This window comes from Nitrincola schmidtii, assembly GCF_008973715.1.
GTDB classification, from domain to species: Bacteria; Pseudomonadota; Gammaproteobacteria; order Pseudomonadales; family Balneatricaceae; genus Nitrincola; species Nitrincola schmidtii.
Map to the genome: position 1 here is coordinate 1 of NZ_WBOL01000029.1, position 2,062 is coordinate 2,062.

The following is a 2,062-nucleotide window of genomic DNA, read 5'->3' on the forward strand; positions in this document are numbered from 1 at the left end:
TCGTGTTTGCCCAGCGAAGCTGGTAAACCCGTCAGGTTGAAAGAAACCTGAGTCACCCTGACTAAGGGGAAGACAATCCGAATGGCAAGGGCGTTGCTGGCTAACGGCAGGGTCTGAAGGAAGCCATAGGAAGTAAGGTGTACACAACGTAAGTGAACCTGATTCGGCAGCATGGATGGGTAAGCGTGCACGATATCGCAAAGCCCGATACTTAGTCAGATCCATACTGTGATTGAGGGTGGGATACCTTGCAGGGAGTCGGTGCAGTAACTGGGGAAGCCTGACACTGTAACCCTTGAATGAGGGTGCAACACCGCAAAGTGAAAGCTAAGGGTGTTGTTGGTGCGAGGTGGCAGATGAAGCCGTAGTAGTTATAAAGTTCTGGCCTGCGAAGCCTAGCAATAGTGTGGAGGGTAAAACCAGAATGATGGTCAGTGGAGATCTGATTGACAGGCATAAACCAAAAGTACATGTCTGATGCGAAGGGCTGAAGTTATTCATAAAATGGAGTGAATCCAAGTGGGACATCAATCTAGGTTCACATGCTGTTCGACGGAACAGGGGGCATGAATAGAGGCATGATGGGGACATCATGATGCTCATTCATCCTGAACGGGGGAGTAGAGTAATACTGTGGCGGCAGATTGCCTTGTGCTAGTACCCGGACAGGTTACTTGAAACATACCACTAGTGTGATGAAATGCTTGCAGTCACCCTGACTAAGATGGGTAAGCATGAGGAAATTCTACAGTTTATATGGGTGTTTGCTCTCTGAACAATGCTTATATGAAGCCTTCAAACACGTCAAGCGTAACAAAGGTGCTGCCGGAATTGATGGGCAGAGTCTGAGTGAGTATGAGGAAAACTTGAAGGTGGAGCTGTCGTGCTTACTAAATGAGCTGAAAGAAAAGCGCTATAAAGCGCAGCCAGTTAGGCGAGTCACCATCGCAAAAGAGGATGGTGGAGAGCGGCATCTCGGCATTCCAACAGTTCGAGACCGTGTGGTGCAACAAGCACTACGTCAACTGATTGAACCTCTCTTTGAGCCAGACTTTCATCCATCGAGTTATGGATACCGACCGGCTCGCAGTGGACATCATGCGATACATAAGGCGGAGCTCTTTATTCGCCAGTATCAGCGGCAATGGGTCGTAGATATGGACTTGTCAAAATGCTTTGATACGCTCAATCACGACATCATTATCCGTCAATTCCGCAAAAAGATCCGAGATGGCAGTGTGTTATCACTCCTCCGACAGTTCTTAGAAAGCGGAGTCATGGTAGGACATCACGTTGAAGAAACGAATGTCGGAAGTCCACAGGGTGGAGTCATTAGTCCACTGATAGCGAATGTTTACCTCGACGCCTTTGATCAGTTTATGAAAAGCCGTGGTCATCGTATCGTCCGCTTTGCGGACGATATACTGATACTGTGTTGTTCAAGATCTGGGGCAGAAAACGCCATGAAGGTAGCAGAGCATTACTTGGAAAACGAGCTACAGCTAACAGTCAACACACGTAAAACTCACATTGCTCACAGTAATGAGGGCATCAAGTTCTTGGGTGTGGTGATCCACAGTCGATACACGCGCATTCTAGAGAAGAAAGTGATAAAACTGAAGCAGAAGCTTAAACAGATCACCAAGCGCAATCGTGGAGTCGGGATGCTTGATATTGTTAAAGAGCTGAATCCTGTCTTACGAGGCTTTGTGAATTATTTCCGAGTAGCTAACTGCTCTCGAGTACTCAACACGCTTATCAGGTGGGTCAGGAGACGCTTACGTTGCACTCAGATGAGGCAGTGGAAAACACCGGCGAAATTGCATCGCAGACTAAAGCAGCTGGGCTATCGTCCTCCGTTTAAGTTTATCAGGATGCAAAGCTGGCGAAATGCTGCTTCACCCTTAGCGCACTTTGCAATATCTAATCAGTATTTGCATAAAGAGCTTAAACTGATAGATATATCGAAGGTAAGGACGGGTATCTTAGTCCCTGAATTGGGATAGTGGGTAGCATGAGCCGTGTACGAGGCCCGTACGCACGGTTCTGTGAGAGGGATGAG

2 protein-coding genes are annotated in these 2,062 nt (G+C 47.7%); one reads left to right on the plus strand and one right to left on the minus strand.

Translation table 11 applies throughout. From position 1 onward, the window contains the following. A partial coding sequence (locus F7R24_RS14715; RefSeq protein ID WP_206057575.1) for a hypothetical protein occupies positions 1 to 201 on the minus strand: 201 nt, incomplete at its 3' end. Positions 202 to 734: 533 nt separating this feature from the next. Between F7R24_RS14715 and ltrA the strand changes: the two genes are divergently transcribed. Next, positions 735 to 2,006 (plus strand): group II intron reverse transcriptase/maturase, encoded by a 1,272-nt coding sequence (gene ltrA / locus F7R24_RS14550; protein ID WP_151671990.1) that lies wholly within the window; start codon positions 735 to 737, stop codon positions 2,004 to 2,006. Positions 2,007 to 2,062 lie beyond the last annotated feature (56 nt).

Coding starts and splice junctions, on each gene's coding strand:
- ltrA (WP_151671990.1), top strand. CDS start 735: ATGAGGAAATTCTACAGTTTATATGGGTGTTTGCTCTCTGAACAATGC.